Here is a 20,515-nt window from a genome sequence, read left to right as displayed (position 1 = left end):
CTTTTCCCTGCGGGCCCGCAGGCAGGAGAGTGCGCCGCGCCGGGGCGAGGCCCCGGCCTCGTGCCTCAACTCAGGGCGACCTTGACCCCGAGGGCGATCAGCAGGCCGCCGAGCAGCTTGTCGACCACCCCCTGGGCCCTGGCCAGGCCGCGACGAACCACCGCGCTCTGGATCAGCACCACCAGCAGCGGCCACCAGAGCGCGGCGAGGCCGACGATGATGCCGGCGTACCAGAGCTTCTCGGCGAAGCTGGAGTCCAGGCTCAGCACCTGGGTGAACACGGCGAGGAAGAACAGCGTGGCCTTGGGGTTGAGCAGGTTGCACAGGTAGCCCTGGAGGAATGCGCTCCAGTGGCCGATGCGCTGCGTCTCGCCGAGCGCCAGGTCGACGCGGCCGCCGCCGCGCGCGCGCAGGGCCTGGATGCCGATCCAGATCAGGTAGACCGCGCCGGTGTACTTCAGCGCGTTGAACAGCCATGGCGTGGTGGTGATCACCACGGCCAGGCCGGCGACGCAGTAGGTCATGTGGGTGGCCACCCCGAGGGTCACTCCCAGCGAGGTCATCATCGCCGCCGAGCGCTGGTAGCGCGCTGCGTTGCGGATCACCAGGAAGAAGTCCGGGCCGGGCGAGAGCATGCCGAGGGTGGCGAGGGTGGCGACGAAGAGCGAGGTTTCCAGCATGGTGCGGGCTTCCGGCAGGCGGCGCCATCTCGACGTGGCGCCGCAGGTGGTGGGTCACTGGGCCAGTTCCTGGTCGCTGAACAGGCCGTCGAAGAGCATGCTCGACAGGTAGCGCTCGCCGGAGTCGGGGAGGATCACCACGATCGTCTTGCCCTGCATGTTCGGCTCCTCGGCCAGGCGCACCGCGGCGGCCATCGCCGCGCCGGAGGAGATGCCGCAGAGGATGCCTTCCTCCTGCATCAGGCGCAGGGCCATGTTCTTCGCCTCGTCGTCGGTGGTCTTCTCGACCCGGTCGACCAGCGACAGGTCCAGGTTCTTCGGCACGAAGCCGGCGCCGATGCCCTGGATCTTGTGCGGGCTGGGCTTGATTTCCTCGCCGGCGAGGGTCTGGCTGATCACCGGCGAGGTGGCCGGTTCCACCGCTACCGCGAGGATCGGCTTGCCCCGGGTGTTCTTGATGTAGCGGGCGATGCCGGTGAGGGTGCCACCGGTGCCGACCCCGGAGACCAGCACGTCCACCGCGCCCTCGGTGTCGTTCCAGATCTCCGGGCCGGTGGTCTTCTCGTGGATCGCCGGGTTGGCCGGGTTGTCGAACTGCTGCGGCATGAAGTACCTGTCCGGATCGCCGGCGACGATTTCCTCGGCTTTCTGGATCGCACCCTTCATGCCCTTCGCCGGCTCGGTGAGGACCAGTTCGGCGCCCAGCGCCTTGAGCACCTTGCGCCGTTCCAGGCTCATCGAGGCGGGCATGGTCAGCAGCAGCCTGTAGCCGCGCGCCGCGGCGACGAAGGCCAGGCCGATGCCGGTATTGCCGGAGGTCGGCTCGACCAGGGTCACGCCGGGCTTGAGTTTTCCGCTGGCTTCGGCATCCCAGATCATGTTGGCGCCGATCCGGCATTTCACCGAGTGGCTCGGGTTGCGCCCTTCGATCTTGGCCAGGATGGTGACGCCGCGCGGGGCGATGCGGTTGATCTGGACCAGCGGCGTGTTGCCGATGGACTGCGCATTGTCTGCGAAGATGCGGCTCATGATGGTGTCCTTGTCGCCGGGTGGAAAGATCAACCAGCCTATTCCGCCCCCGCGCGCGCGTCCAGACGCGGTCGAACCAGCGGCGCGCCGGGTGGGTCCACTGTCCAGGAGGGCCGCATCGATGAAGAAACGCTATGCCATTCCCCTGGGCGCCCTGGCGGCGCTGCTCCTGCTCGCGCTGGCGCTGCACCTGGCGCTGCCGTACCTGGTGCGTGGCTACCTGAACGACAGGCTGGCCAATATGGGCGACTACCGCGGGCACATCGCCGATGTCGACCTGGCGTTATGGCGCGGCGCCTACCGGATCGATGGCCTGAGCATCGTCAAGGACAACGGCAGGGTGCCGGTGCCGTTCCTCGATGCGCCGGGCATCGACCTGTCGGTGAGCTGGCGGGCGCTCTGGCAGGACCATGCCGTGGTGGCGCGGGTGGTCTTCGAACGTCCGCAGCTCAACTTCGTCGACGCCGGCGGCGACCGCGAGGCCTCGCAGACCGGGGCCGGCACCGACTGGCGCGAGCAACTGGACAAGCTACTGCCGATCACCCTCGACGAGGTGCGGGTGGTGGACGGCACCCTGCGCTTCCGCAACTTCGGCTCGAAGCCGCCGGTGAACCTGCGCGCCTCGGCGCTCGACGCCAGTATCTACAACCTGACCAACGTGGCCGACGCCCAGGGCCAGCGGCCGGCGCATCTCGAAGGCACGGCGCGGATACTCGGCCAGGCACCGCTGGAGGTGACGGCGCGATTCGACCCGCTGAGCGACTTCGAGGACTTCGACCTGCGCCTGCGGGTCACCGGCGTCGAGCTGAAGCGCCTCAACGATTTCGCCAGCGCCTATGGCAAGTTCGACTTCAATGCCGGCAGCGGCGACCTGGTGCTGGAGGCCCATGCGAAGCGCGGCCAGCTGGACGGCTATATCAAGCCGCTGCTGCGTGACGTGGATGTGTTCAACTGGCGGCAGGACGTGGAGGATAGTGACAAGAACCTGTTCCGTTCGGTCTGGGAAGCGCTGGTCGGCGGCGGCGAGACGGCGCTGAAGAACCAGCGCAAAGATCAGTTCGCAACCCGCGTGGAGCTGAGCGGTAATGTCCGGCAGCGGGACATCAGTGCCTTCCAGGCGTTCCTCGGGATTCTCCGCAATGCGTTCGTCGAGGCGTTCAACGCCCGTTTCGAGCGTTCCCCGGCGATGCGCGACAACGACGGCTGAAGACGCGGGCGGAACGGCGGGTCGCGAGGTGGCCGGGCATTCAGTGACTGAATGACCCGTCTGCGTTCACAGTGCGCTTGTCCCCGCGTTATAGTCGGGTTTTCAAACAATACTGAACTGCCCGGTTTTCCCGCCAGGGCGTTACCGTTCGAGGATTTCCTGATGAAGTTCGAAGGCACCCAGTCCTACGTCGCCACCGACGACCTCAAGCTCGCGGTCAACGCCGCCATCACCCTGCAGCGGCCGCTGCTGGTGAAGGGCGAACCGGGCACCGGCAAGACCATGCTCGCCGAGCAACTGGCCGAATCCTTCGGCGCCAGGCTGATCACCTGGCACATCAAGTCCACCACCAAGGCCCACCAGGGCCTCTACGAGTACGACGCGGTGAGCCGTCTGCGCGACTCGCAGCTGGGCGTGGACAAGGTCCACGACGTGCGCAACTACATCAAGAAGGGCAAGCTCTGGGAGGCCTTCGAGGCCGAGGAGCGGGTGATCCTGCTGATCGACGAGATCGACAAGGCCGACATCGAGTTCCCCAACGACCTGCTGCAGGAACTCGACAAGATGGAGTTCTACGTCTACGAGACCAACGAAACCATCAAGGCGAAGCAGCGCCCGATCATCATCATCACCTCGAACAACGAGAAGGAACTGCCCGACGCCTTCCTGCGCCGCTGCTTCTTCCACTACATCGCCTTCCCCGACCGCGAGACGCTGCAGAAGATCGTCGACGTGCACTACCCGAACATCAGGCAGTCGCTGGTCAGCGAGGCGCTGGACATCTTCTTCGACGTGCGCAAGGTGCCCGGCCTGAAAAAGAAACCTTCGACCTCCGAGCTGGTCGACTGGCTGAAGCTGCTGATGGCCGACGAGATCGGCGAAGCGGTGCTGCGCGAGCGCGACCCGACCAAGGCGATCCCGCCGCTGGCCGGCGCCTTGGTGAAGAACGAGCAGGACGTGCAGCTTCTCGAGCGCCTGGCGTTCATGAGCCGCCGCGCCAGTCGCTGAACGGATCGGCCCTTTCCCTGGAGAGGACCGGCAGTGGCGGCGGCAGACAGCGGAGGGACATCCCATGCTCAGCGGTAGTTGCCTGTGCGGCGCGGTACGCTATGAAATCGACGCGCCCATCGAATCGGCCAGCCATTGTCATTGCAGCCAGTGCCGCAAGGCCCACGGCGCGGCGTTCGCCAGCTACGGCAACCTGCGCCGCGAAGCGTTCCGCTATGTCGCCGGGGAGGACGCGGTGGCCGAGTACCACTCCTCGCCCGGCGTCACCCGGACCTTCTGCCGGCACTGCGGTTCGAACCTGCAGTGGCTCGGCGGCGACGAGGACCCGGCGTCCACCTCGATCGCCCTCGGCACGCTGGACTCGCCGCTGGGCGAGGTGCCGCAGCGGCATATCTATGTAGGCTCGAAGGCCGACTGGTACGCCATCGCCGACGACCTGCCGCAGGAAGACCAACACTGACCGGCGCCCGCGCGCCGGGATCAACGGACAACAGACGAGGTCGCAGCCATGCTGCTCAACCTGTTCAACGAAATGCGCGCAGCCAGGGTGCCGGTCTCGGTGCGCGAGCTGCTCGACCTGATCGACGCGCTGAAGCACCGCGTGGTGTTCGCCGACATGGACGAGTTCTACTACCTGGCGCGCACCATCATGGTCAAGGACGAGCGCCACTTCGACAAGTTCGACCGGGCCTTCGGCGCCTACTTCAAGGGCCTAGAGAAACTCGACGACCACCTCAAGGCGCTGATCCCCGAGGAATGGCTGCGCAAGGAGTTCGAGCGTCTGCTGAGCGACGAGGAGAAAGCGCAGATCCAGTCCCTCGGCGGCCTGGACAAGCTGATCGAGGAGTTCAAGAAGCGCCTCGAGGAACAGAAGGAACGGCACGCCGGCGGCAACAAGTGGATCGGCACCGGTGGCACCAGCCCGTTCGGCTCCGGCGGCTTCAACCCGGAGGGCATCCGCGTCGGCGACGCCGGCAAGCGCCAGGGCAGGGCGGCCAAGGTCTGGGACCAGCGCGAGTACAAGAACCTCGACGACCAGGTCGAACTGGGCACGCGCAACATCAAGATCGCCCTGCGCCGCCTGCGCAAGTTCGCCCGCGAGGGCGCGGCGGAGGAGTTGGACATCGATGGCACCATCGACCACACCGCCAAGGACGCCGGCCTGCTCAACATCCAGATGCGCCCGGAACGGCGCAATACGGTGAAGCTGTTGCTGCTGCTGGACATCGGCGGCTCGATGGACGCCCACGTGAAGGTCTGCGAGGAGCTGTTCTCGGCCTGCAAGACCGAGTTCAAGCACCTGGAGTACTTCTACTTCCACAACTTCATCTACGAGTCGGTGTGGAAGAACAACCTGCGCCGCAGCAGCGAGCGCACCGCCACCTTCGACCTGCTGCACAAGTACGGTCCGGATTACAAGGTGGTGTTCGTCGGCGACGCGGCGATGGCGCCCTACGAGATCACCCAGGCCGGCGGCAGCGTCGAGCACTGGAACGAGGAAGCCGGTTACGTCTGGATGCAGCGGTTCATGGAGAAGTACAAGAAGCTCATCTGGATCAACCCCTATCCGAAGGACACCTGGAACTACACCGCGTCCACCGGACTGGTCCGCGAACTGGTCAAGGAACAGATGTATCCGCTGACCCTGAGCGGCCTGGAGGAGGGCATGCGCTTCCTCTCGCGGGGCTGAGGCGCATTGCGCGGGACGAGCGACAGGCACGACGGCGCGCAACTTGCTTAAGCTGTCCTGCCTCGCCCGTGCGGTAACAATGCGGCGCGGCCACCGGTAACGATGGAAACGCCATGATCGACTCGACCTTCTCCCGCGCCACCTGGCTCAACTCGCTGCATATGTCGACCCTGACCCTCTCCCTGCTGGAGAGGGAAGGCTTCGCCCGCGAGCAACTGCTCGAAGGCAGCGGCATCACCCCCGCCGACCTGCTCGACCTGCGGCGCCTGATCAGTCCCTGGCAGGAGCAGCAGGTGTTCGCCAACGCCTGCCGGCTGAGCGACGAACCGGCGCTGGGCCTGCGCCTGGGGCTGCGCACGCGGATCTCCGCCTACGGCCTGCTCGGCTACGCGCTGCTCTCCGCGCCGAGCCTCGGCGAGGCGCTGCGCATCGGCCTGAGCTACCCGGTGCTGCTCGGTACCTACTTCCACCTGTCGCTGGAGATCGCCGACGGCCGTGCCTGGCTGGTGGCCACCGGCTACGGCGAGGACGAGGCGCTGCGGCCGTTCAACACCGAACTGTGCCTGGGCTCGCTGAAGGTCACCTGCGCCGACCTGCTCGGCCAGCCGCTACCGTTGCTGGAGGCGGCCTTCGACTATGCCGGCGACGAGGCGATGGCGCGGGCCTACGTCGACGGCTTCGGCTGCGCGTTGCATTTCGGCCGTGAACGCAGCGCCATCGGCTTCGCCGCCGAATGGCTGGAGCGCCCGTTGCCGCTGGCCGACCCGGTGACCCACCGGGAGATGCTCGAACAGTGCCGGCGGCAGAACATCGACCTGGCCGCGCGTCGCGCCTGGCTGGACCGGGTCCGCGCGATCCTCGCCGAGCGCCTGCAGGATCCGCCCGGCCTGGAGGAACTGGCCCGGCGCCTGAACTGCTCCTCGCGCAGCCTGCGCCGGCACCTGCAGCAGCAACGCACCAGTTACCAGCAACTGCTCGACGAGTTGCGCTTCGCCCGTGCCAAGGAGCTGTTGCAGAGCGGCGACATGCCGATCTACCGGATCGCCGAGGCGCTCGGCTTCAGCGAGACCGCCAGCCTGCGCCACGCCTTCCAGCGCTGGAGCGGACAGCCGCCGAGCCATTTCCGCGCCTGAGCGCCGGAGCGGGCGCAGGCCGAAGCCGTCTGGCCCGTGGCCTCAGGCGGCCGGGTCGTCGACCAGCCGGTCATAGGGAGGCAGGCCGCTGTATTGCGCCAAGGCCTCTTCGTAGGCGTTCTTCAGGTCGTCGGCGGCGAGGTCGTAGCCGACCAGCAGCTGTTCGAGTTCAGCGGCGTTCTGCGGGTCGTCGTTCTGCAACTGCGCGTCGAGTTCGCGGGTGCGCGCGGCGACGCACTGGATCGCCACCATCAGGGTCTGGGGTTTCAGGTTCATGGTTCACTCCTAGAGCCCGCGGGCTTTTTCCCATTGGCGACGGATGGCGTTGCGCACGAAGTTGTCCAGCTGGCCCATGAGGACCTCCCGGTACATCGGCTTGGCCGGCATGATGGTGTAGTGGGTGGCTTGCAGGCGCTTGTTGTAGCTGTCCTGCTTCACCTTCAGGTCCGGCGGGATGTCGGTGCCGTCGGGGATCACGAAGTCGCCGTCGGCGCGGCGCAGCACGCCGGCGCGGTCGAACACCGAGGTGCCGCCGGTGTCCGGGGCGTAGAGGCCGTCGCGGCCGGCGACGATGTCCGGCGCGCGGGCGGGGACGCCGGGGGTGCTGGGGCTGTCGAAGGTCGGATGCAGCAGCGGGGCGACTTCCGCGGCCTCGGCGAGTTCCTTGTCGGGGCGCAGGTAGCGACCGACGTCGCCCTCGTAGTTGGCCTTGAATATCGCCCGGTAGAGGGTGAGGCTGGTCTTCTCGTAGTCGTAGGACATGCGTGGACTTCCCTGTGGGTTGCGTTCGCGGCGCCGTGGGTGCGCGGCATCGCTGCCGGCCACCGTCCTTGGCGCCACCGGGAGCAGGATAACAGCTGCGCGCGGCAGCGCCAGCGGCGGGCGACGACCGTGTCGCGCCGGCCTAGCGCGCCGCGCCGTGCAGGTAATGACGGATACGCACCTCGACGCCGGCGCTCTGGAAGCGCCGGGCGGCGGCCTCGACCCGCAACTCGCCGCGGGTCACCCGCTGGTGGTGGCGCAGGTGTTCCAGCCAGGATTCATCGATGAAGAACTCCAGCCACAGGCGACGGTTGCCGCTGTCCTGGACCAGTCCCCAGGACACCGCGCCGTTGCGCCGACGCATGGCGCGCACCTCGACCATCGCCGCCTGGAATGCCGCGGCGTCCTGCGGGTCGATGTCGTACTCGAGGGTGACCAGCACCGGGCCGCGTTCCCGGTCCACCTCTTCGTCGACCAGTGGTGCCGGCCAGTGCAGCGACGGCGCGAGGTCCTCGGCCGCGGTGACCGGCAGATGGCAGCGCAGCGACGCGAACAGGCCGAGCAGCAGCGCGGCGCTGGCGCAGAGCAGGGCGAAGGTCATCGACAGGTGGCTGGCGAGCAGCCCCCACAGGGCGCCGCCGGCGGCCATGCTGCCGAAGAACACCAGGATGTAGACCGCCAGCGCGCGGGCGCGGACCCAGGCCGGCACCGAGGTCTGCGCGGCGACCTGCAGGCTGGAAAGCACGGCGATCCATGCCACGCCGCTGAGCAGCATCACCGGTACCAGCAAATAGAGGTTGCGCAGCAGCGCCAGGGCCACCAGCACCAGCGCGTAGAGCACGCTGGAGAGCAGCACCAGGCGGTCGCTGCCGAGGCGTTCGCGCAGGCGCGGCAGGAACGCGGCGCCGAGCACCGCGCCGACGCCGACGCTGCCCAGCAGCAGGCCGAAGTCCATGGCGTTGCCCTGCAGGTCGCCGCGCACGATCAGCGGCAGCAGCGACATGCCGGCGCTGGCGCCGAGGAAGAACGCCACCGCGCGCACCAGCACCGCTTGCAGCGGCCTTGAACTGCGGCTGTAGCGCCAGCCGGCGCGCAGGGCGCCGAACAGGCGTTCCGCCGGCAGCACCGAGGGCACGGCCTCGCGTTTCCAGGCCAGCAGCACGGCGATCACCGCGAAGAAGGAGAGGGCGTTGAGGGCGAAAGTCAGCCAGGGGCCGACCAGGCTCACCAGCACCCCGGCGATGGCCGGGCCGACCGCCCGCGCCAGGTTGACCCCGACACTGGACAGCGCCACCGCCGCCGGCAGTTCGTCCTTGCCCACCAGTTCCGGAGTGGTGGCGCTCCAGGCCGGCATCATCAGCGCGGTGCCGATGCCCATGCACAGGGTCAGGCCGAGCAGCAGCCAGACGCTGGTCGACTGGAGCAGGGTGAGGCTGGCCAGCAGGGTGGCCACCAACGCCATCCACAATTGCACGCCGAGCAGGTAGCGCCGCTTGTCGACGATATCGGCGAGGGCGCCGGCCGGCAGGGCCAGGAAGAACATCGGCAGCGAGCCGGCGACCTGCACCAGCGCCACGTTCAGCGGGCTGGCGGAGAGCGAGGTCATCAGCCAGCCGGCGCCCACCTCGTGCATCCAGGTGCCGATGTTGGAGGCGATGCTGGCCAGCCACAGCCAGCGGAAGGTGGTCTGGCGCAGGGGACTCCAGGGGGAGGCGGCGGGTGCGTTCATGTCAGAGCGAGCCTTTGAGGGGGTATTCGACGATCAGGTAGAGGCGGTCGATGTCGTCGCCGGCCTGGGCCGCGTTGGCCCGGTGGCTGAGGTGCGAGACGTTCAGCGAGAGGTCCTTGAGCGGGCCCGAGGCGAACACGTAGCGCAGGTCGAGGTCGCGCTCCCAGTGCTTGCCGCCGCTGCCCAGCAGGGGCCGATAGCGGCCATCGGCGGCCAGCGGGTTGTAGGCGCCGCCGGCCGGCGCATGGCTGCCGTCGATGGCGCGGCCGCTGACGTAGCGCGCCATGAGGCTCAGCCCCGGCAGGCCGAACGGCGCCAGGTCGAGGTCGTAGCGGGCCTGCCAGGAGCGCTCGCCGGGGCCGTTGAAGTCGGCGTACTTGATCGAGTTGGCGAGGTAGATGGAGTCACCTCCGACGAAGTCGAACGGCGTGTCGCCGTGGACACGCTGGTAGGCCAGGGAAAACCCCTGTGCGCCGACGCGGTACTTCAACTGCAGGCTGTAGGCCAGGGTGTCGATCGCGCCGGCCCGGCTGCGGCCCTGGTCGCGCGTGCGATAGAGGTTGCCATCCAGGCTGAACGCGGCACGTTGCAGGTTCATGTTGAGATAGACCTGGCGCCAGACGTTGTCCAGTTGCGCGGCGAACAGCGAGCCGCTCAGGTCGTCGCTGGCCGCCAGGCTGGCGCCGGCGAAGCCGATGGCGCTGCCGGCGGTGCTCGCGCCGTAGCCGTCGAAGTCGCCATGGCCGGAACTGGCGGCCTGTTCCTTGAAGGCGGTGAAGCGCCCGGCCTGGATCCGCACGCGGTCGAAGTCGTCGCTCTGCAGGAAGAAGCCCCTGGCGTACTGGGGTTGCAGGCGCTTGTCGCTGGTGTCGAAGACCGGGGTCTCGACGGTCATTTCGCCGACCTTGAGCAGGCTCTCGCCGAGCCGCAGCTTGAGTGCGGCGCCGGCGTCGGAATACTCGCTGGCGTTATCGCCGGATGAGTCCAGCGGCAACAGGCCGGTGCCGGCATGGCCACGTCCGCCGTCGAGTTTGAAGCCGGCGAAGCCGTGGAGATCGAGGCCGAAACCGACGCGGCCGGGAGTATAGGCCGACTCCAGGTCGGCGATCAGGCCGTGTGCCCATTCCTTGCGGTAGCCGCGCCCGGCGTCCGCGCGGCGATAGTCGTTGTAAAGGAAGTAGTTGCGGTTGAGCAGGCGCCACTCCAGCAGCTCGGGCGCCTTGGGTTCCTGGGCCGCGGCGTGGCACGGCGAGGTGCCGCCCAGCGCCAGGAAAAGGGCCAGGCGGCCGACCGGTCGAACGCGGATCATCGGGAAAACTCCGGGCGAGGCGGGCCGCGAAGGGCCCGCCCGGGTACGTCAGAAAGCGAAGCAGGAACAGCCGAATGCGCCCCAGAAACCCTGGAAGTCGCTCACCGGTACGTTGGAGTGGCGCGCGCGGTTGTGCTCGTGGGCGTGTACCGCGCAGGCACCGACGCACTGGTGGACCTGGGCGGTCAGCGGCGCGCCTTGCCGCCAGTGGCCGGGTACCTTGGCCACCGGCGACCAGTCCGGCAGCACCGGCGGCGCCGGCGGACCGAGCTTGTCGAACTCGGCGGCGGCATAGACGACCTTGCCGTCGACCACCGTGAGCACCGACTCGATCCACTTGATGGCTTCTTCCTCGACGCCGAAGAAGTCCGCCGACAGCGCCGCCAGGTCGGCCAGCTGGCCAACCTTGATCTGTCCTTTCTTGCCCTGCTCGCTGGAGAACCAGGCGCTGCCCTGGGTGAACAGCTGCAACGCGGTTTCCCGCGGCAGGCCCTGCGGATACAGGGCCATGCCGCCGACGGTGCGGCCGCTGACCAGCCAGTACAGCGAGGTCCAGGGGTTGTAGCTGGAGACCCGGGTGGCGTCGGTGCCGGCACCCACCGGCACGCCCTCGGCGAGCATGCGCTGGATCGGCGGCGTGGCCTCGGCGGCCTTGGCACCGTAGCGGTCGACGAAGTACTCGCCCTGGAAGGCCATGCGGTCCTGGATCGCGATGCCGCCGCCGAGTGCCCGCACCCGCTCGATGTTGCGTGGGGTGATGGTCTCGGCGTGGTCGAAGAACCAGGGCAGGCCATTGAACGGGATGTCGCGGTCGACCTTCTCGAATACGTCGAGCATCCGCGAGATCGACTCGTCGTAGGTGGCGTGCAGGCGGAACGGCCAGCGCTGTTCCACCAGGTGGCGGACCACCGGCTCCAGCTCCTGTTCCATGCTCCGCGGCAGGTCAGGGCGCGGCTCGAGGAAGTCCTCGAAGTCGGCGGCGGAGAACACCAGCATTTCGCCGGCGCCGTTGTGGCGGAAGAAATCGCTGCCCTGGCCGTACTTGACGCTGACGGTCCAGTTCTTGAAGTCGGCGAGTTCTTCCTTGGGTTTCTGGGTGAACAGGTTGTAGGCGATGCGCACGGTGAGCTGGCCCTGGTCGGCCAGTTCGCGAATCACCTGGTAGTCGTCCGGGTAGTTCTGGAAGCCGCCGCCGGCGTCGATCGCGCTGGTCAGGCCGAGGCGGTTGAGCTCGCGCATGAACTGGCGGGTGGAGTTGACCTGGTATTCCAGCGGCAGCTTCGGTCCCTTGGCCAGGGTGGCGTAGAGAATCATCGCGTTGGGCCGGGCGATCAGCATGCCGGTGGGTTCGCCGCTGCTGTCGCGGACGATCTCGCCGCCAGGCGGGTTGGGCGTGTCCCTGGTGTAGCCGACCACGCGCAGGGCGGCGCGGTTGAGCAGGGCACGATCGTACAGGTGGAGGACGAACACCGGGGTGTCCGGCGCGGCCTTGTTCAGTTCCTCCAGGGTCGGCATGCGCTTCTCGGCGAACTGGAATTCGTTCCAGCCGCCGACCACCCGCACCCACTGAGGGCTGGGCGTGCGTTCGGCCTGGGCCTTGAGCATGCGCAGGGCGTCGGCCAGCGACGGTACGCCTTCCCAGCGCAGCTCCAGATTGTAGTTGAGGCCGCCGCGGATCAGGTGCAGGTGCGAATCGTTGAGACCGGGGATCACGCAGCGCTTCCGCAGGTCGATGACCTGGGTGGCGCTGCCGCGATGGAGCATGGCCTCGGCGTCGCTGCCGACGGCGAGGAAGCGCCCGTCCTTGATCGCCACGGCGGTGGCGCTGGGGTTGTCGCGGTCCACGGTGTGGAAGCGGCCGTTGTGCAGGATCAGGTCGGCGGTCATGGAACCTCCTGGGTTGCTTGCGGGAGAAAGGCTGGCGGCGTCGGCGAAGGGCAGGGCGGACCACAGGGCCCCGGCGGCGCCCAGCACCGAACTGGTAGCGAGGAAATGGCGGCGGTTCTTGCTCGGCGGATCGTGGCTCATGGCGTGCTCCTGGCGACGGGGCGGAATCGGTCAGCGAAGGCGGCGGCGAGAGAAGCCACCGGACAGGATAGGTGCGGCAGGAAACGTGCGGGACGAAAGAGCGGCTTTGCCGAATGACGCGTCCTCCTGCAAGCGCAACTTTCTGCTAATGGAGTCCAGATAAGGCGCGAGCCCGATCCTGAACTTGATAGGCACTTTTGTTATTGGGTGGACTGTCGATTGTGCTGGATGGGAGTCCTGTTCCTATTGTCTCGATGTGCGCTTTTTGTATCTATGTGCCGAATGTTTTCAATAACGCTGTTCAACTTTCACGGATACTGTCGTTCGGCGATTTATTTTCTCGAAAGGTTTGTTTTTTTTAATATCCATGCTTCATAGTCTGGTCGGCCTCGGAAAGTTGTCCGTTGGCCCGCGTGCTGTTGTGCGCAACAGCTGGAATTAATCGTTCGTCGTCAGGAAACAATCATGAGCCACTATCTCGAAGTTCTAACTCCGCAGAACAGTCAGATCATCTTCATCGACCAGCAGCCACAGATGGCATTCGGTGTACAGTCCATCGATCGCCAGACGCTGAAGAACAACGTAGTGGGCCTGGCCAAGGCGGCGAAGGTGTTCGACATCCCGGTGACCATCACCACGGTGGAAACCGACAGCTTTTCCGGCCCGACCTATCCGGAGCTGCTGGCGGTGTTCCCCGAGCAGAAGATCCTCGAGCGCACCTCGATGAACTCCTGGGACGACCAGAACGTGCGCGACTCGCTGGCCGCCGCGGGGCGCAAGAAGGTCGTGGTCGCCGGGCTGTGGACCGAGGTCTGCAACACCACCTTCGCCCTCTGCGCCATGCTCGAGGGCGGCTACGAGATCTACATGGTGGCCGATGCCTCGGGCGGCACCTCCAGCGACGCCCACAAGTACGCCATGGACCGCATGGTCCAGGCCGGCGCGGTACCGGTGACCTGGCAACAGGTCCTGCTGGAATGGCAGCGCGACTGGGCCCGCCGGGATACCTACGACGCCGTGATGGCCATCGCCAAGGAGCATTCCGGGGCCTACGGGATGGGGGTGGACTACGCCTACACCATGGTGCACAAGGCGCCCGAGCGGGTGACCCACGGCGAACGCATCGGCCCGAATCCGGCCAAGTGAATGCCGGCCGTGCCGCTCCGGCCCGCCGGGCGGCACGGCCGCGAAGGAGAACGAAGATGAAGCTCTACGTATTGTCGCTGGGCGCCGGACTGTTGGTGGGGATCGTGTACAGCCTGTTGCAGGTGCGTTCGCCGGCTCCGCCGCTGGTGGCGCTGGTGGGGTTGCTCGGCATCCTGCTCGGCGAGCAGGTCATCCCGGTCGGCAAGCAATTGCTCGGCGGTTGCGCGTTCGCCTCGGCCTGCGACAAGGCGGGTTCGGTCGGCCATGTGCTGGGGCAACTACCGGGTCGGCATCGCCTCGACCAGGTCGCTGGCCCGTCGGAAAAGGAAAAGGGTTGAACGTTATAATTATCGCGTAATGCGATGGTAATCTTCTAGTTACCTTCGTCGGGTTCGATTTCCCCGAAAGGCTCCCTCGGATTAATCTCTGGGAGCTTTCGTGCGTCCTGTATCGCGTCGAAAGTGAATATTTCAGCAGATCATCAGGCGCATGGAATCAGGGGGAGTCATGACTGTTGCCGTAGACAGAACAAAGAGCGACCAGCCCACGCCAGGGAACATCATAAGGGGAGAGGGATACGCCTTGATTCGCAACAGTGAGACGACTCCCGATCCGGACAAGGTCATCCATATTCCTTGTGCCGATTCGTTTTCCGTCATCGTTCAGTTGCGCGACTTCAACTCCCACCGTCTCTGGAATGGAAAAAAACTGGTATTCGATGGCGGTCATCCGCAGAAAAGTATCTCCATCGCCTATCTTGGCGATGAAATAAAGTGCCAGCACCGGGCAACTTACGACAATGTCCGCTTCATGTTGCCGCGCGCTTCGATAAAGGAGTTTCTTTACGAAGAGGGGCAGCGCATGTCCGCCGAACCGGAGCGGATCATCGGCGTCGACGACCCGGTGGTCTATCACCTGGCCCTGGCGCTGCTGCCCAGCTTCGCCAGGGCGGGGGAGCGCAACGAGCTGTTCATCGAACAGGTCATGCTGGCGCTATTGACCCACGTCCAGGATCGCTTCGCCTCGACCCCGGTCCCGGCCTGTACTGGCAAGGGCCTGGCGCCCTGGCAATTGCGCAGGGCCAAGGAGCTGATCGCCGGGCATCTGAGCGAGGGCGTATCGGTGGCGCGCCTGGCCGAGGAGTGCGGCCTCTCGCGCAGCTATTTCACCAAGGCCTTCAAGTGCAGCACCGGTGTGTCGCCCCACGAATGGCTGATGCGCATGCGCGTCGACAGGGCCAAGGAGCTGATGCTGGGCAGCGACGAACCGCTGTCGCAGATCGGCGTCGCCTGCGGCTTTTCCGACCAGCCGCATTTCTCGCGGATCTTTCTCCGGCTGGCCGGCGCCTCGCCCTCGACCTGGCGCCGGGTCAAGCGGCAGCGCGCCGACGCAGCGCTCTGAAGCGCGACCGTGCGTGACGGACGGTACGGAAGCCGCCGGATGCTCGGCTAGAATGCCCTGGCTTCGGCGGTCGCCACCGGCCGCCCACTTCGCAACGGAACAGGGAATCGCAGATGAAAGCAGTACGCCAGGGTTGCGGCGTAACGGGGCTGGCCATGCTCCTGGCGCTGGCCGGGTGCAGTTCGCGGTCGGCGGAGCCGCCGCCGCCCAACCCCGACGAAGTACGGGCGAAGATCGTCCGTCTGATGCCGGCCACGGTGCGCGATCGCCAGGGTTGGGCCCGCGATATCTACGCGGCCTTTTCCGCCCAGCAGGTCTACCCCAGCGACGAGAATCTCTGTGCGGTGCTGGCGGTGACCGAGCAGGAGTCCACCTACCAGGTCGACCCGCCGGTAGCCGGCCTGGGCAGGATCGCCACCCGCGAACTCGAGCGCCGCGCCGGCAAGCTGCACGTGCCGGCGTTCCTGGTCAGCTCGGCGCTGGGTATCAAGTCGCCCGATGGGCGGACCTACAGCCAGCGCCTGGCCGCGGCGCGGACGGAGAAGGAGCTGAGCGAGACCTTCGACGACTTCATCGCCATCGTGCCCATGGGCGGCAAGCTGTTCGGCGGCTTCAACCCGGTGCACACCGGCGGGCCGATGCAGGTCAGCATCGCTTTCGCCGAGCGCCACGCCGACGGTTATCCCTACCCGGTGGATGGCAGCATCCGCCGCGAAGTGTTCAGCCGGCGCGGCGGCATGTATTTCGGCATCGCCCACCTGCTCGGCTATCCGGTGGACTACCCGGCGCCGCTGTACCGCTTCGCCGACTTCAACGCCGGCTGGTACGCCAGCCGCAACGCCGCCTTCCAGAGCGCGCTGAGTCGCGTCTCGGGGATCCCGCTGGCGCTGGATGGCGACCTGATCCGCTACGGCACGCGCACGCCGGGCTCCACCGAGCTGGCCGTGCGCGCCCTGGGCAAGCGCCTGGACATGAGCGACGCGGCGATCCGCCGGGCGCTGGAGCAGGGCGACAGCGCGGACTTCGCCGACAGCGCGCTGTACCGCAAGGTCTTCGCCCTGGCCGAGGCGGCCACCGGCAAGCAACTGCCGCGCGCGGTGCTGCCGGGCATCACGCTGGAAAGCCCGAAGATCACCCGCAAGCTGACCACCGCCTGGTTCGCCAAGCGCGTCGACGAACGCTACCAGCGCTGCATGGTCCGCGCCCGCGGACGCTGAGGACATCGTCGGGCGGGTCGAACCCGATCCCGCCGCGACAGTCTGTCGTCCTGTCAGCCATCGTCACGGAGACGCAACGCATGAACAGCCGATACAGCGCCGAGGCACCGGCGCGCGACGAACTGGACCGGCTCGCCGGTCCGACCCTGGTGGAGTTCGGCACCGACTGGTGCGGCCATTGCCAGGCTGCCCAGCCGTTGCTGGCGGAAGTGCTCGACGACTACCCGGAGGTCGCCCACCTGAAGATCGAGGACGGCCCTGGCCGGCGCCTGGGCCGCTCGTTCCAGGTCAAGCTGTGGCCGACCTTCGTCTTCCTGCGCGATGGCCGCGAGGTGGCGCGGGTGGTCCGGCCCGGCAGCGCCAGCGTGCTGGAAGAAGCGTTCGAGAGCCTGGTCGGCGAGGGCTGAGGACCCGGCCCGCGGGCCGGGCGGTGTTCAGGCCGGCATCGCGTGATCCACCTGTTCGCGGATCTCCTGGTAGCGCAGCTCCATCAGCTTGCGCTGCTCGCGCCGGGCCAGGGCCTGGGCGTAGCGGCGCTTCTCGGTCGGCGTCTCCGGTTCCAGCGGACGCACCGCCACTGGCCGACGCTGGTCGTCCATCGCCACCATGGTGAAGAAACAGCTGTTGGTATGGCGCACGGTGCGCTCGTGGATGTTCTCGGTCATCACCTTCACCCCGACCTCCATCGAAGTGCGCCCGGTGTAGTTCACCGAGGCGAGGAAGGTCACCAGTTCGCCGACATGGATCGGCTCGCGGAAGATCACCTGATCCACCGACAGGGTCACCACGTAGCGTCCGGCGTAGCGTTTGGCGCAGGCGAAGGCCACCTCGTCGAGGAGCTTGAGCAGGGCGCCGCCATGGACGTTGCCGGAGAAGTTCGCCTTGTCGGGGGTCATGAGCACGCTCATGGTCAGTTGGTAGCTGCCAGGTTCCATCATTCACCTATCACGCAAGTTGGACACGGGCCGTTGCAGTGGGCCGGCGGCCGCTCTACGGCGGCCTCTGGGGATAGGGTAGGGAGAAACGCCGGCGCGATTAGCACCGCAGTCGACAATGGTGTTTTCCGCGAAAGGGACTTGCGGCGCCGGCTCGCCTGGCGCAGGGACTCAGTCGCGGGTGGGGTTGCGGCCTTCGCGGCTGGCTTCCATCCAGCGCAGCACCTGCTCGCCGAACTCGGGCGGCGCGCTGCGCCCTACCCGGCGCACCAGGTCGAGGATGGTCTGCTGGGCCAGCGCTTCTTCCATGCGCTTCTGCGCGGTGAGCATCACCGCGTGGATCGAGCAGGTATTGCGGGTCGCCCAGGATGGCGGGTTGCCTTCGAAGAGCGCACAGCGCTCGCGGATCTCCCGGCACTCGAAGATCGACTTGTCGCCATCGATGGCGCGGACCACGTCGAGCACGCTGATCTCGTTGGCCGGACGCGCCAGGCGGAAGCCGCCGCGCACGCCTTCGGTGGCCGCCACCAGGCCGGCCTTGGCCAGGCGGGTGAAGACCTTGGCCAGCAATTCCGGGGGCACCCCCTGCAGTTCGGCGAGGGCGCGCACGCTGGACTCGCGGCTGTCACCTTTCTCGTCGGCGAGGAACAGCAGGCAATGGATGCCGTACTCGACGCCAGCGCTATAGAGAGCCATCACTAACTCCGACAGAAATATTCGCAATAGTGTGCGAGCTTTTCAGAGCGGTCACAAGATTTTGCTGTCTCGCTTTTCCCGGCCGAAACCGCTCTGTTTCCGATTTTTCACCCCTTTTTCCTGACTTCTTCTTCTGTCGAACGGCGGGAGTGGGTGGTTGCTCGTGTCGGTGCCGGGGCTTGTTTTCCGTAACTACGACTAATATAGTCGTAGTTACGGAGGGGCGACTCTCCGCAGAACCCGTCCTCATCCTTCCAGGAGCCTCCATGAAACAACGTATCCTGATCGTCGGCGCCGGATTCGCCGGCATGTGGAGCGCGCTGAGCGCGGTCCGCCTGCTCGACCGCCATGGCCGCGACGACATCGAGGTCGCGGTGCTCGCGCCGCAACCCGAGCTGCGCATCCGCCCGCGTTTCTACGAGCCCGAGGTGCAGCGCATGACGGCGCCGCTGGGCGAATTGTTCGACGCGGTCGGCGTGCGCTTCGTGCAGGGCAGCGCGCAGCGCATCGACGTGGCCGGCAAGCGGGTGGCGTACCGCGATGCCGAGGGCGCGCCGGCGCAGCTGGACTACGACCGCCTGGTGCTGGCGGCCGGCAGCGGCGTGTGGCGGCCGGCGAGTGTCGCCGGCATCGACGCGGCCTTCGATGTCGACCAACTGGAAGACGCCTTGCGCCTGGAGGCACACCTGCATGCCCTGCGCGACCTGCCGGATTCGTCGGCACGCAACACCGTGGTGGTCGCCGGCGGCGGCTTTACCGGCATCGAGACCGCCACCGAGATGCCGGCGCGCCTGCGGGCGATCCTCGGCGAGGAAGCGGCGCTGCGGGTGATCGTGGTCGACCGCGGCGCCGCCATTGGCGCATCGATGGGTGCGGAACTGGGCGGCTTGATCGCCGAGGCCTCGGCGGAGCTGGGCGTGGAGTGGTGCCTCGGGCGTTCGGTGGCGGCGGTGGATGCCGAGGGCGTGACGCTCGACGACGGCCAGCGGATCGAGGCGAAGACCGTGGTCTGGACCGTGGGCGTGCGGGCCAGCACGCTGACCGGGCAGATTCCGGGCGAGCGCGATGCACAGGGTCGCCTGCATGTCGACCGCAACCTCAAGGTGCTCGGTCTCGACGATGTCTACGCCACCGGAGACGTGGCCCGCGCGGCTACCGACGACCGCGGCAACCATGCCCTGATGACCTGCCAGCATGCCATCGCCCTGGGCCGCTCGGCCGGCAACAACGTGGCCGCCGACCTGCTCGGCGTCGAGCCGATTCCCTACAGCCAGGTGAAGTACGTGACCTGCCTCGACCTCGGCGGCTGGGGCGCGGTGTTCACCGAGGGCTGGGACCGCCAGGTGCGCTTCGTGCGCGAGGAGGGCAAGAAGATCAAGACCGAGATCAACGGCGTGTGGATCTACCCGCCGGCGGCGGACCGCGCCATCGCGCTGGCGGCGGCCGACCCGTTGATTCCGGTGGTGGCGTAGGGCGATTTTCCCTCACTCCAACCCTCTCCCGCAGGCGGGAGAGGGGGCCGTGCGGCGTAGAGGGATGTCGCGGCGCGCGGATGCCTGGCCTCCGGTAGGGCGAATAACCGCGAAGCGGTTATCCGCCGTTGCGTCGGTTCTCTTGGGAGCGCGCGCCTTCAGCGCTGGCGTTCCACCGCCGGCCGGGCGAGCAGAAGGCGCAACGAGGCCCCCAGCGTCTCGCCATGACCCAGGCCGTCGAGCGGCTGGAAGTCCAGCGTGAGCCCGGGCACCTGGCGCAGGTCATCCACCAGCCGCGCCATCGCCTGGCCCGGCTCGGCCCTCAGCGAGCCGCGCGGGCTGGCCGGCTCGGCGCTGCCGCGCCAGAGCAGGAGTTCAGCGCGCTTTCCGCGCAGTCGCTGTTCGAGCCCCGCTCGTTCGCCGAGGATTGCCCCGTCGCTCCACCACAGCGACGGACTGGCCGCGGCGTAGCGGGCGAACTCGCCGGGACGGGTGAACAGTGCGTGGAGCACCAGCAAGCCGCCGTAGGAGTGGCCCCAGAGGGTTTGCCGCGCCGTGTCCAGGGGAGCCTGCGCCGCCACGGCCGGACGCATGCCGTCGCGCAACAGGTCGAGGAAGGCATCGGCGCCGCCGCTGGGCAGGCCGTTGAGCGGGTCGCGCTGCTCGGCCTGGCCGGGACGCGCCGGAGTGTAGTCGAAGGTGCGCCCGGCGCGGTCGATGCGCAGCGGCGTGCGGTAGCCGATGGCGACCAGCAGCGGCGCGTCGCCGTCGGCCAGGCGTCTCAGGGCGGTCTCGTCGAGGGCGCCGAGGGCGGCGTTGCCGTCGAGCATCCAGAGCACCGGGTAGCCGGCGGCGGGCGGTGCCTGCAGCGGTCGACCGAGCCACAGCCGGTAATGCCGCTGGCCGTCGGCGGAGTCCAGGTCCACGGCGCTGAAGCGATAGGGCAGGTCCTGGCGTTGCAGCAGGCTGCGGTCCATGGTCGCCTCGGGGTCCGGTTGCGCCAGCGGCGCGGTGCCGGGCAGGGTCGCCGCCAGGGCGAGGCCCAGGGCGGCGGCGAGCAGGGGGGTTCTCAT

At 67.6% G+C, this 20,515-nt stretch carries 21 protein-coding genes; 11 read left to right on the top strand and 10 right to left on the bottom strand.

The features are described from left to right. Positions 1–65 precede the first annotated feature (65 nt). Complete coding sequence (locus PSPA7_RS18955) at positions 66–680, bottom strand: LysE family translocator (protein WP_012076494.1); 615 nt, start codon at positions 678–680, stop codon at positions 66–68. A gap of 54 nt (positions 681–734) precedes the next feature. Then, entirely contained in the window at positions 735–1,709 is a 975-nt protein-coding gene (gene cysK / locus PSPA7_RS18950) for a cysteine synthase A (RefSeq protein ID WP_041025495.1), read from the bottom strand. A gap of 121 nt (positions 1,710–1,830) precedes the next feature. Between cysK and PSPA7_RS18945 the strand changes: the two genes are divergently transcribed. From PSPA7_RS18945 to PSPA7_RS18925, 5 genes are all read left to right on the top strand, one after another. Next, positions 1,831–2,916: a DUF748 domain-containing protein gene (locus PSPA7_RS18945; RefSeq protein WP_003152212.1), complete on the top strand. Its 1,086-nt coding sequence runs from the start codon at positions 1,831–1,833 to the stop codon at positions 2,914–2,916. A gap of 162 nt (positions 2,917–3,078) precedes the next feature. Further along, positions 3,079–3,924 carry an AAA family ATPase gene (locus tag PSPA7_RS18940; protein WP_003152210.1) on the top strand — a complete coding sequence of 282 codons (846 nt, stop codon included), beginning with the start codon at positions 3,079–3,081 and terminating at the stop codon, positions 3,922–3,924. Between the two features lie 64 nt (positions 3,925–3,988). Continuing rightward, complete coding sequence (locus tag PSPA7_RS18935; protein WP_003152209.1) at positions 3,989–4,384, top strand: GFA family protein; 396 nt, start codon at positions 3,989–3,991, stop codon at positions 4,382–4,384. Between the two features lie 48 nt (positions 4,385–4,432). Beyond that, a complete protein-coding gene (locus PSPA7_RS18930; protein WP_012076492.1) occupies positions 4,433–5,614 on the top strand; it encodes a vWA domain-containing protein in 1,182 nt (393 codons plus the stop codon). Positions 5,615–5,727: 113 nt separating this feature from the next. After that, entirely contained in the window at positions 5,728–6,747 is a 1,020-nt protein-coding gene (locus PSPA7_RS18925) for an AraC family transcriptional regulator (protein ID WP_012076491.1), read from the top strand. Between the two features lie 42 nt (positions 6,748–6,789). Here the strand turns inward: PSPA7_RS18925 and PSPA7_RS18920 are convergent, their stop codons facing one another. From PSPA7_RS18920 to PSPA7_RS18900, 5 genes are all read right to left on the bottom strand, one after another. After that, positions 6,790–7,023: a Tsi2 family anti-toxin gene (locus PSPA7_RS18920; RefSeq protein WP_003152207.1), complete on the bottom strand. Its 234-nt coding sequence runs from the start codon at positions 7,021–7,023 to the stop codon at positions 6,790–6,792. A 9-nt stretch (positions 7,024–7,032) separates the two neighbouring features. Next, on the bottom strand, positions 7,033–7,509 hold the full coding sequence (tse2, locus tag PSPA7_RS18915; protein ID WP_012076490.1) for a type VI secretion system effector Tse2: 477 nt from the start codon (positions 7,507–7,509) through the stop codon (positions 7,033–7,035). Between the two features lie 142 nt (positions 7,510–7,651). Further along, positions 7,652–9,238, bottom strand: coding sequence for an MFS transporter (locus PSPA7_RS18910; RefSeq protein ID WP_012076489.1), 1,587 nt, complete (start codon positions 9,236–9,238; stop codon positions 7,652–7,654). A 1-nt stretch (position 9,239) separates the two neighbouring features. Continuing rightward, complete coding sequence (locus tag PSPA7_RS18905) at positions 9,240–10,547, bottom strand: OprD family porin (protein ID WP_012076488.1); 1,308 nt, start codon at positions 10,545–10,547, stop codon at positions 9,240–9,242. A gap of 48 nt (positions 10,548–10,595) precedes the next feature. After that, on the bottom strand, positions 10,596–12,434 hold the full coding sequence (locus PSPA7_RS18900) for an amidohydrolase (RefSeq protein ID WP_079262245.1): 1,839 nt from the start codon (positions 12,432–12,434) through the stop codon (positions 10,596–10,598). Between the two features lie 606 nt (positions 12,435–13,040). On the opposite strand from PSPA7_RS18900, the gene PSPA7_RS18895 reads away from it, so the two are divergent. From PSPA7_RS18895 to PSPA7_RS18875, 5 genes are all read left to right on the top strand, one after another. Then, positions 13,041–13,721: a hydrolase gene (locus PSPA7_RS18895; protein ID WP_012076484.1), complete on the top strand. Its 681-nt coding sequence runs from the start codon at positions 13,041–13,043 to the stop codon at positions 13,719–13,721. A 56-nt stretch (positions 13,722–13,777) separates the two neighbouring features. Beyond that, entirely contained in the window at positions 13,778–14,059 is a 282-nt protein-coding gene (locus PSPA7_RS18890) for a XapX domain-containing protein (protein ID WP_003153940.1), read from the top strand. A gap of 169 nt (positions 14,060–14,228) precedes the next feature. Then, complete coding sequence (locus PSPA7_RS18885; RefSeq protein ID WP_079262191.1) at positions 14,229–15,122, top strand: helix-turn-helix domain-containing protein; 894 nt, start codon at positions 14,229–14,231, stop codon at positions 15,120–15,122. A gap of 113 nt (positions 15,123–15,235) precedes the next feature. Next, on the top strand, positions 15,236–16,339 hold the full coding sequence (locus tag PSPA7_RS18880; RefSeq protein WP_012076482.1) for a DUF1615 domain-containing protein: 1,104 nt from the start codon (positions 15,236–15,238) through the stop codon (positions 16,337–16,339). An 80-nt stretch (positions 16,340–16,419) separates the two neighbouring features. Beyond that, the gene (locus tag PSPA7_RS18875) at positions 16,420–16,746 is read left to right on the top strand and encodes a thioredoxin family protein (protein ID WP_012076481.1); all 327 of its coding nucleotides are present in this window, start codon (positions 16,420–16,422) and stop codon (positions 16,744–16,746) included. 27 nt (positions 16,747–16,773) lie between these two features. Here the strand turns inward: PSPA7_RS18875 and PSPA7_RS18870 are convergent, their stop codons facing one another. Together PSPA7_RS18870 and PSPA7_RS18865 are read right to left on the bottom strand one after the other, a co-directional pair. Continuing rightward, complete coding sequence (locus PSPA7_RS18870) at positions 16,774–17,274, bottom strand: acyl-CoA thioesterase (RefSeq protein WP_012076480.1); 501 nt, start codon at positions 17,272–17,274, stop codon at positions 16,774–16,776. A 171-nt stretch (positions 17,275–17,445) separates the two neighbouring features. Then, positions 17,446–17,970 carry an RrF2 family transcriptional regulator gene (locus tag PSPA7_RS18865; protein WP_003153948.1) on the bottom strand — a complete coding sequence of 175 codons (525 nt, stop codon included), beginning with the start codon at positions 17,968–17,970 and terminating at the stop codon, positions 17,446–17,448. Between the two features lie 266 nt (positions 17,971–18,236). On the opposite strand from PSPA7_RS18865, the gene PSPA7_RS18860 reads away from it, so the two are divergent. Further along, positions 18,237–19,442, top strand: coding sequence for an NAD(P)/FAD-dependent oxidoreductase (locus tag PSPA7_RS18860; protein WP_012076479.1), 1,206 nt, complete (start codon positions 18,237–18,239; stop codon positions 19,440–19,442). Positions 19,443–19,600: 158 nt separating this feature from the next. Here the strand turns inward: PSPA7_RS18860 and pfeE are convergent, their stop codons facing one another. Continuing rightward, positions 19,601–20,515 carry a ferric enterobactin esterase PfeE gene (gene pfeE / locus PSPA7_RS18855; protein WP_012076478.1) on the bottom strand — a complete coding sequence of 305 codons (915 nt, stop codon included), beginning with the start codon at positions 20,513–20,515 and terminating at the stop codon, positions 19,601–19,603.

This window comes from Pseudomonas paraeruginosa PA7, from assembly GCF_000017205.1.
In the GTDB taxonomy this organism is placed as follows: Bacteria; Pseudomonadota; Gammaproteobacteria; order Pseudomonadales; family Pseudomonadaceae; genus Pseudomonas; species Pseudomonas paraeruginosa.
The sequence above is the reverse complement of the archived record's forward strand: the minus strand, read 5'-3'. Positions and strand labels throughout refer to the sequence as shown.

Coding starts and splice junctions, on each gene's coding strand:
- PSPA7_RS18910 (WP_012076489.1), bottom strand. CDS start 9,238: ATGAACGCACCCGCCGCCTCCCCCTGGAGTCCCCTGCGCCAGACCACC.
- PSPA7_RS18875 (WP_012076481.1), top strand. CDS start 16,420: ATGAACAGCCGATACAGCGCCGAGGCACCGGCGCGCGACGAACTGGAC.
- PSPA7_RS18940 (WP_003152210.1), top strand. CDS start 3,079: ATGAAGTTCGAAGGCACCCAGTCCTACGTCGCCACCGACGACCTCAAG.
- PSPA7_RS18885 (WP_079262191.1), top strand. CDS start 14,229: ATGACTGTTGCCGTAGACAGAACAAAGAGCGACCAGCCCACGCCAGGG.
- PSPA7_RS18905 (WP_012076488.1), bottom strand. CDS start 10,547: ATGATCCGCGTTCGACCGGTCGGCCGCCTGGCCCTTTTCCTGGCGCTG.
- PSPA7_RS18870 (WP_012076480.1), bottom strand. CDS start 17,274: ATGGAACCTGGCAGCTACCAACTGACCATGAGCGTGCTCATGACCCCC.
- PSPA7_RS18890 (WP_003153940.1), top strand. CDS start 13,778: ATGAAGCTCTACGTATTGTCGCTGGGCGCCGGACTGTTGGTGGGGATC.
- PSPA7_RS18930 (WP_012076492.1), top strand. CDS start 4,433: ATGCTGCTCAACCTGTTCAACGAAATGCGCGCAGCCAGGGTGCCGGTC.
- PSPA7_RS18945 (WP_003152212.1), top strand. CDS start 1,831: ATGAAGAAACGCTATGCCATTCCCCTGGGCGCCCTGGCGGCGCTGCTC.
- PSPA7_RS18900 (WP_079262245.1), bottom strand. CDS start 12,434: ATGACCGCCGACCTGATCCTGCACAACGGCCGCTTCCACACCGTGGAC.
- cysK (WP_041025495.1), bottom strand. CDS start 1,709: ATGAGCCGCATCTTCGCAGACAATGCGCAGTCCATCGGCAACACGCCG.
- PSPA7_RS18925 (WP_012076491.1), top strand. CDS start 5,728: ATGATCGACTCGACCTTCTCCCGCGCCACCTGGCTCAACTCGCTGCAT.
- PSPA7_RS18860 (WP_012076479.1), top strand. CDS start 18,237: ATGAAACAACGTATCCTGATCGTCGGCGCCGGATTCGCCGGCATGTGG.
- pfeE (WP_012076478.1), bottom strand. CDS start 20,515: ATGAGAACCCCCCTGCTCGCCGCCGCCCTGGGCCTCGCCCTGGCGGCG.
- PSPA7_RS18935 (WP_003152209.1), top strand. CDS start 3,989: ATGCTCAGCGGTAGTTGCCTGTGCGGCGCGGTACGCTATGAAATCGAC.
- PSPA7_RS18865 (WP_003153948.1), bottom strand. CDS start 17,970: ATGGCTCTCTATAGCGCTGGCGTCGAGTACGGCATCCATTGCCTGCTG.
- PSPA7_RS18955 (WP_012076494.1), bottom strand. CDS start 680: ATGCTGGAAACCTCGCTCTTCGTCGCCACCCTCGCCACCCTCGGCATG.
- PSPA7_RS18880 (WP_012076482.1), top strand. CDS start 15,236: ATGAAAGCAGTACGCCAGGGTTGCGGCGTAACGGGGCTGGCCATGCTC.
- tse2 (WP_012076490.1), bottom strand. CDS start 7,509: ATGTCCTACGACTACGAGAAGACCAGCCTCACCCTCTACCGGGCGATA.
- PSPA7_RS18920 (WP_003152207.1), bottom strand. CDS start 7,023: ATGAACCTGAAACCCCAGACCCTGATGGTGGCGATCCAGTGCGTCGCC.
- PSPA7_RS18895 (WP_012076484.1), top strand. CDS start 13,041: ATGAGCCACTATCTCGAAGTTCTAACTCCGCAGAACAGTCAGATCATC.